Here is a 7,767-nt window from a genome sequence, read left to right as displayed (position 1 = left end):
GTGCGCCCCAGCCTAACACGACAGTCCGCAATCGTTTGGGGCGCATTGCCGAGACGCTTGAAACGACCGAGGCTGCACATATCGACACAAGTGCCGACATCGGCAGCGAGGCCATGAGAGCTTTGCTGCGCGCGGTGTCGAGGGGCATCTTTGCAGCCCAGGTCGCATTGAGACGGGTGCCTGTGATCGTGTTGCCCGAAGGCCTGTCTACGAAAGTGATCTGCATGGTTGGGGTCTCGTTTGATCCCATGCGCTGCAATGATACGACCCGCAGCATTGCTGCTCGACCAAGATTCAAGAACCAATCACCCCAACTGATGCACTATCACTGCAAGAACACATTATGCGCCAAGCGGTTCGGCGATCCAGAATTCCGATTTGATCGAATCTTGACCGCAACCACGGTCGGTTCAACGCGTCGCTTGGAGCCTTCGTTGTCACGGGTTTCTTCATCACCTTCAACTCCAGCCGGCGAAAAGATGAGTCGCAAACCCTCCGCTACGCAATCACGCCAAACAGGTCCATGGGCGCTGATTGCGGGCATTTTCCAAGAACCGTGGGCATCCGCCGAACCTATCGCCCATCCGGCCGAGAACTTGCTTTCGCAACTATGGCGTTTGACGCAACGCGGCATGACGACCAGCCCATAGTCCGGTTGCAAGACAGGCGGTCAGAAGATAGCCACCCGTAGGTGCATCCCAATCCAGCATTTCGCCACAGGCAAAGACGTTTGGCAGCGCGCGCAATTCCAGCGAATGGGTCAATCCCTCCTCCGCGATACCACCCGCCGTGGAAATCGCTTCGTCCATCGGGCGTGGTCCTGCAAGTGGAACAGGCAGGGCCTTGATCAAAGGCGAAAACTCCGTTGGCAACGGGCGGCCCCATTCCTGCACCAAGGCGGCCAAAATGGGGGACAGGCCCAGCTTGCGCAATTGTACCGATATGCTGTCGCGCGCGCGCGCCTTGGCCAGTTTTCCGGCAATCGCTTTTTCGGTCAGATCAGGCATCAGATCGAGCGTCAACCTGGCACCCTGCCGCAATTCCCGACTGATCGCGTAGATGCCTCCGCCTTCCAGGCCTTTGGACGATATGACAAATTCACCGCGTTCGCGCCGCCCGTTGGAAAGGCAAAGTGCCACCCCTTTCACCGGCTGTCCGAAATGTGGCGTCATATGCGGCGTCCAGTTCACCCGAAACCCCATGTTCGCGGGCTCGAACGGAGTGATCGGCACATTGCGCGCCGCCAATATTGGGGCCCACGCACCGTCGGATCCAAGGCGCGACCAACTCGCTCCGCCCAGGGCGAGCACGGTAACGGAGGGGTGCAGAACGCTCACCCCTTCGGGAGTGTCAAAGCGAAAGCCATCGTTCTGGAATCCGGTCCAACGCCAACGGCTGCGCAGTTCCACGCCTTCGGTTTTCAGCCGCGCCAACCAGGCTCGCAACAGCGGCGAGGCTTTCATAGCCACCGGGAACACCCGCCCGGAGGAGCCTGTGAACACTTCCTGCCCCAAGCCGCGCGCCCAATCCTGCACCTCGTCCGGCCCGAAGGCATCCAGAATCGGCCTCAGCCAGCGCTCGGGGTAGGCCGCTTGAAAGCCCGGGCCGGCATGGGTAAGGTTCAGCCCCGATTTCCCGGCCATCAGGAATTTGCGCGCCGGGCTTGGCTTTGCTTCTGCCAGCAGCACGCGTCGCCCGCCCGCCGCAAGCGCCTCGGCGGCCATCAGCCCGGCAGGCCCGGCCCCGATCACCAAGGCGTCAGGCTGTTGCTTCGTCATGTCAGCTTGGGCATCGCGCGCCTGATCTCGACCACGCGATGCGGATAGGGGATCTCCACCCCGGCCTCTTTCAGGGCGTTCCAGATCGCGAACAGCACCTGACTTTGATACTTGTTCTTGCCGTCATCAATACCCGACACCCAGTATTCAATCGCGAAATCAATGCCGCTGTCGCCAAAGCCGCGCAATTCACAATCCGGGCCTTCTGGTGCGGAAAGCACGAAAGGCAACGCCTCCACCGCAGGTTCGATCAGGCCGGGGATGGTATTGATGTCGGTATCATAGCTGACCGAAAAAGCCGCCTCATAGCGGTTGGCGGAGCCTTGGTCGGAATAGTTCACCACCCGCGTCGTGATGAAATGTTCGTTCGGCACCACGATCCACTTGCCGTCATAGGTTTCCAGAATACAGGCGCGGGCGGTCATCTTGACGATGGTGCCTGCCTCGCCGCCATCCAACTCCACATAGTCGCCAACGGTCGTCTGGCCTTCGACCAACAGGATGACACCCGACACGAAATTTGCCGCGATCTGTTGCAGACCAAGACCGATGCCGACACCCAGCGCACCGCCCAAAACAGCAATGGTGGTCAGGTCAATGCCCATGATGCTCATCAACAGCAGAAAGGCGGCACCGAAGATCGCAATTTCGGCGGCTTTCACGGCCAGTTGCCGCGTTGCAGGGCGCAGTTCCTTCTGTTTCTGGATGTAGTCAGCGCTTTGGCGATTGGACCAGCCACCAAGCCAGAACAACAAGCTGCCCGCGATCAAGCCACGGATCAGCGACAGCACCGAAAAGCGGATATTGCCCAACTCGATCATGGTTTCGCTGAGCCGCAGCATCAGCGGATCCAGCGCGCCAAGCGTGTAAAGCGCAGCAATCGGAATCAAGATATACCGCCCCAACACCCGCAGGAATGGGTCGGTCAAAACCTCGCGCACGAAGGCGCGGATGGCAATGAACAAGAACACCCGCTTGCCAAATGCGATCACGGCGCCTGACCCAAAGAGCGAACGGGTCAACTCCTCCCCGATTGCGGTCAGGCCGTAAGCCAGAAGCGGCAACACAAGCGGCAACAGACCCAACAGAAGCAAACGCGCCTGCGCCATCAAACCTTGTGCGTCTCCGGGCGGGGTCAGCATCCGCGTGATCAATGGCGTGAGTCGTCGGGACATCAGGGTGGCGATGATGAAAGCAACCGCCAGAAGCGCAAATTGCGACCATGCCGCCGGACTCACCAGCCATTCCATCGCCGTATCCGCCACCGGCTTTGCCCAGAGCAGCAGATTCTGCACAAATTGTGGCATATCATCCAAGGTCGCCAATTTCCGCTCCCCGCTGGCCCCATATCTTCTTTGGCAAGAATTGCGACGTTTCACAAGCAAAGCCTGCCGGCGAACGCAAACGCGGACGGGAGCCTTGCAAGTCAGCACTCCGTCGCCAGACACCAGCCAATCGCTTTGATTTCATCTTGGCCCAAATACCTGCGCCGCAGGCATGATTTTTCGTCGAAAAATCGTATCCCGCGACGTCAGCAAGCGTGTCTGCGCCAACTGCTCAGGTTCCCTTGTCAACCCAAAGGGCGCGCCGCAATTCCATCCAGCAGTGCCGTGTGATACCGCTTCAACGCCGGAATATGGCTGCTGCCGTCGGGTGCGGAATTGCCCCGCTTCGGCCAAGATATTCAATGGTCCAACCGGGCTTCCACCGTGAAGGATCGGCAGATTGGCACCGGAGCGGCAGTCAACTGCCACAATCTGCGCGTGATCAGGGGGCACCCGGCAAATTCGCTGTCACCATTGGCAACAAAGGTTGCGTGCCGCCCGATCACCTGTTCCGACCAGGCATCATCGACCAATGGCTTGGTGCCGGAAAATTGCCGGATAAGCGGCAGAATCAGAGCTATAAGCCCGCCGGACCAGCGCTTGCGACGGGTCATGCAAAGTGACAGTAAACAGCCGGGCGCCAAGTGCCTCACAATCTCGCCAGATCGCACCATAAACATCGGTCATCACATCTCTCCGGCAGGTTGTCCGATGGATGGCGTCATCGCGGAGCCATCGAAAGCCGGATCAAGCAGCGCTCCATCACCGCCATTGCGGGTGCGCGACTGGTGGAGCGGAGCGTAAGGTCGGTTTCCAACAATTCGGCCAGCGCCCATTCCAGTACAGCGATGCGCCAACCCTGCAATTGACGCAACATGCGGTCGCGCCGTGGCCCGAACACCCGCATTCTGGTGATTCCGCTGATGGCCCCTTGCGGATCAGTGGCCGCCCCGTGCAGCGCCCGAAAATGCCGCAGCGCGCCGATACACAGCGTCACCGGAGCGACTCCTTGCCCCTCTAATCGTCGCATCAGTGCGCAGACCTGTTGCTGTTCCCGTTCTGCCACGGCGTTGATTACATCGTCTATCTCGGCCTCAATTGTGCCGGGAGCGCAGGCGGCAACATCGGCAGAGGCCAGCGGCACATCGACTCCCCATTGATAAAGCGCAATCTTTTCGAGCGTCTGGCGGAAATCGCCGGGGTCGAGCGATCGGGCCAACACGCCCAAATCCGTCATCGCTTCCGGAGAAATCGCTTTTAAGCCGGCGCGCTTCAACTCCGCTTCAATCTCCTCACGGGTGGGGGGTTCATCATAAAGGCCGATAGAAACACCGGAACCGGAATCATCGAATACCTTTTTCAGCGCCGATTTTCCAGTCAAGTTGCCCGCCGTCACCACAACCACTGCGTCACCCGGCCGCCATTCTTTCAACGCATCCGCCAGCAGCGCCGCCATGCCGTCGGTTGCATCCTCGACAAAAACCACGCGCGGGCCGGGGAAAAAGCCACTCGCCCGCATCGCATCCGACAGCGCCGCCCCATCCTTGCGCAAATCGGCGGCGGGCATCCGGGTCAGGCGCATCTCAGCCTCGCCCGCCTTGCCGACCAGTGCCAGAATCGCCTCCTGCCGTTTCAGTGCCACACGCATCGGGTCGGCACCGAAGATCAGCAATCCAGCCTTCCCGGGATCAGGGGCCGCGAGATACTTTACGGCTTGCAGACCTTTGAGGTTCATTCGGCGTTTGCCCATTGACCGGAGGTGGCCAGCAGTTGCGTGACAATCTGGTCGGCCAGGATCCGCATCAACCGTAGGCTTGCATCCTCTTCCGCCGCCAACCCTGCAACGGTTGATCCCGTTGCGGAATAGGAGGTGAAATTCTCTGCCGTCCCGCCGGTCAGCCGCGCACCAGTGGCAGAATCCGCCAATTCCCACTTCACTGATCCCGTCAAATTATACCGGGTGATCGCGTTGGAGGTCGAAATGGCAACCCCGATAGGGTTCAAACTGATCTGGTAGTTCAGTGCGTAGCGCGGAGAATCAGACGGGCCGAGCCGTTCCTCGATTCGCTCCACCAGATCAAACGCGGGTTTGTCGCGCGGGGCGGCGGCCAGAATGGTGTTTTGCAGCGCCCGCCCGCCGCCGCCGGGCGCATAGGCCGGGGTAAAACCGCAGCCGGGAAGGGCGATCAGCAGCGAAAGCCCCACGAACTGGCGTTTAGACAACCACATTGACGATTCGCCCCGGCACCACGATCAGCTTTTTCACCGGTTGCCCGGCAATGAACTTGATCACAGCATCATCCGCCAGCACCCGCTTTTCAACCTCTGATGCAGGCATGTCCGCCGGAACTGTGATTTCACCGCGCCGCTTGCCGTTGATCTGGATCGGCAGGGTCACATTATCCTGCATCAACATCATCGGATCAGCCTTGGGCCAAGCGGCCTGCGCCACCAAGCCCTTGCCGCCGTGCATCGCCCAAACCTCCTCGGCCAGATGCGGCACCATTGGTGACATCAATTGCGCCAACGTGCGGATCGCCTCGGCCATCGCCGTTTTGCCGGCGTTGGCCTTGCTGACCGTGTTGGTGAACTCATACAGTTTCGCGATTGCCTTGTTGAAGGCAAAGGTCTCAACCGCGTGAGTCACATCTTCCGTCGCGCGGTGCATGGCGCGTAGCAAGTCATCGTCGCCTTGGCCCGCACCATCCGGCATCACGGCGATGCGTTCCGCCAAGGTCCAGACTCGACCCAGATATTTCGCCGTCGCCTCCGCTCCCGATGCCGTCCATTCCACATCCCGCTCCGGTGGGCTGTCCGACATTACGAACCAACGCGCGGTGTCGGCGCCATAGGTCGCGATGATGTTCATCGGGTCGACGACGTTCTTCTTGGATTTGGACATCTTGATGATCGGGCCAACTTCGACCGGGGTGCCATCCTTCAGCGTTGCCCCCGCCTCGGTTCGCAGCACATCTTCCGGCAGCTGCCAAACCCGGCGACCATCCGGCCCGCGTGTGGCATAAGTTTCATGCGTCACCATGCCTTGCGTGAACAGCGCATTGAACGGCTCAATCGCCTTGGCGGGCAGGTGGCCGGTCTTGTGCATCGCACGCGCAAAGAAGCGGGAATACAGCAGGTGGAGAATCGCATGTTCGATCCCGCCGATATATTGGTCAACATTCATCCAATACTCGGCGTCCTCCAGATTGGTCGGCGTGGGCGAATGCGGTGAGGTGAACCTCGCAAAGTACCAAGACGAATCCACAAACGTATCCATGGTATCGGTTTCCCGCCGCGCCGTGGCCCCGCATTTCGGGCATTTGCAATCGCGCCAAGTCGGGTGACGGTCCAGCGGGTTGCCCGGAATGTCGAATGTCACGTCATAGGGCAGTTCAACCGGCAGGTTTTCCTTGGCTTCCGGCACCACACCACACGCTTCACAATGGATCACCGGAATCGGGCAACCCCAATAGCGTTGCCTGGAGACCCCCCAATCGCGCAGGCGGTAATTGGTGACGCCATGGCCGACACCTTTCGATTCGCAAAAATCAATCGCCAGATCGACCGCAGCCGCGCCGGTCTGCACCTCATCCCCCGCGAAGCCGCGAATATAACGGACAGGTTCGGATTTCAGCGGAACGAATGCCTCGGTCAACACGTCTTCGTCTGTTCCTACCGGCACAAAGACCGGCGGAATCGGCAGATTGTACTTCTGTGCGAAATCAAAATCGCGCTGGTCATGCGCCGGACAGCCGAAAATCGCGCCGGTGCCATAGTCCATCAGCACGAAATTCGCGATGTAGACCGGCATTTCCCATTCGGTATCAAACGGATGCCGGACGCGCACGCCCGTATCCAGCCCGCGCTTTTCGGCCTTCTCCAACGCCTCTTCCGAGGTGCCGATCTTGCGGCATTCGGCCACGAACGCCGCCACATCCGGGTCATGTCGCTCCAAATGCTTGGCCAGCGGATGATCCGGTGAGATTGCCGCAAACGACGCCCCCAACAACGTATCGGGCCGTGTCGTATACACCTCTACCCGGTCAAAACCGTCCGGCGCATCCACGGTCGAGAACGCAAACTGCAAGCCACGCGATTTCCCGATCCAGTTCGCCTGCATCAGGCGCACCTTCTCCGGCCAATCCGTCAAACCGTCGAGTGCCGCCAACAACTCCGCCGAATAATCGCTGATCTTGAAGAACCACTGCGTCAGCTCGCGCCGCTCCACGACAGCCCCCGACCGCCAGCCCTTGCCGTCGATCACCTGCTCATTGGCCAGAACGGTCATATCCACCGGGTCCCAGTTCACCACCGCATTCTTGCGATACACCAAGCCCTTTGCCATCATGTCGATGAACATCGCCTGCTGCTGACCGTAATATTCTACATCGCAGGTTGCAAATTCACGAGACCAGTCAATCGACAGGCCCAACGGCTGCATCTGCCCGCGCATGTCGGCAATATTGCCGTAAGTCCAGTCTTTCGGATGCCCTCCGCGCTCCATCGCGGCATTCTCGGCCGGCATCCCGAACGCGTCCCACCCCATCGGATGCAGCACCGAAAACCCCGCGGCCGCCTTATACCGCGCCACCACATCGCCCATGGTGTAATTGCGCACATGCCCCATATGGATACGCCCCGACGGATAGGGGAACATCTCCAAC

Annotated in this window: 7 protein-coding genes; 1 reads left to right on the top strand and 6 read right to left on the bottom strand. The window is 60.0% G+C overall.

From position 1 onward, the window contains the following. Nucleotides 1–650 (top strand): hypothetical protein (locus tag L0H65_RS10490; protein WP_301458833.1); only part of this gene is annotated, 650 nt, incomplete at its 5' end. Here L0H65_RS10490 and L0H65_RS10485 read toward each other — a convergent pair. From L0H65_RS10485 to leuS, 6 genes are all read right to left on the bottom strand, one after another. After that, the gene (locus L0H65_RS10485; protein ID WP_301458832.1) at nt 609–1,778 is read right to left on the bottom strand and encodes a TIGR03862 family flavoprotein; all 1,170 of its coding nucleotides are present in this window, start codon (nt 1,776–1,778) and stop codon (nt 609–611) included. The genes L0H65_RS10490 and L0H65_RS10485 overlap by 42 nt on opposite strands. Continuing rightward, the gene (locus L0H65_RS10480; protein WP_301458835.1) at nt 1,775–3,094 is read right to left on the bottom strand and encodes a mechanosensitive ion channel family protein; all 1,320 of its coding nucleotides are present in this window, start codon (nt 3,092–3,094) and stop codon (nt 1,775–1,777) included. The genes L0H65_RS10485 and L0H65_RS10480 overlap by 4 nt, the downstream gene beginning before the upstream one ends. 368 nt (nt 3,095–3,462) lie before the next feature. Next, a complete protein-coding gene (locus L0H65_RS10475; protein ID WP_301458830.1) occupies nt 3,463–3,717 on the bottom strand; it encodes a hypothetical protein in 255 nt (84 codons plus the stop codon). A gap of 107 nt (nt 3,718–3,824) precedes the next feature. After that, entirely contained in the window at nt 3,825–4,838 is a 1,014-nt protein-coding gene (gene holA, locus L0H65_RS10470; protein ID WP_301458829.1) for a DNA polymerase III subunit delta, read from the bottom strand. Then, the gene (lptE, locus tag L0H65_RS10465) at nt 4,835–5,332 is read right to left on the bottom strand and encodes an LPS assembly lipoprotein LptE (RefSeq protein WP_301458828.1); all 498 of its coding nucleotides are present in this window, start codon (nt 5,330–5,332) and stop codon (nt 4,835–4,837) included. Before lptE ends, holA begins: the two co-directional genes overlap by 4 nt. After that, nucleotides 5,319–7,767 (bottom strand): leucine--tRNA ligase (gene leuS / locus L0H65_RS10460; protein WP_301458827.1); only part of this gene is annotated, 2,449 nt, incomplete at its 5' end. The genes lptE and leuS, both read right to left, overlap by 14 nt.

Source organism: Pseudorhodobacter sp., assembly GCF_030452865.1.
Taxonomy (GTDB): Bacteria; Pseudomonadota; Alphaproteobacteria; order Rhodobacterales; family Rhodobacteraceae; genus Pseudorhodobacter.
The sequence above is the reverse complement of the archived record's forward strand: the minus strand, read 5'-3'. Positions and strand labels throughout refer to the sequence as shown.

What these genes read in the sequence shown, in the direction of transcription:
- L0H65_RS10485 (WP_301458832.1), bottom strand. Translation starts at nt 1,778, where the DNA reads ATGACGAAGCAACAGCCTGACGCCTTGGTGATCGGGGCCGGGCCTGCC.
- L0H65_RS10475 (WP_301458830.1), bottom strand. Translation starts at nt 3,717, where the DNA reads ATGACCCGTCGCAAGCGCTGGTCCGGCGGGCTTATAGCTCTGATTCTG.
- holA (WP_301458829.1), bottom strand. Translation starts at nt 4,838, where the DNA reads ATGAACCTCAAAGGTCTGCAAGCCGTAAAGTATCTCGCGGCCCCTGAT.
- lptE (WP_301458828.1), bottom strand. Translation starts at nt 5,332, where the DNA reads ATGTGGTTGTCTAAACGCCAGTTCGTGGGGCTTTCGCTGCTGATCGCC.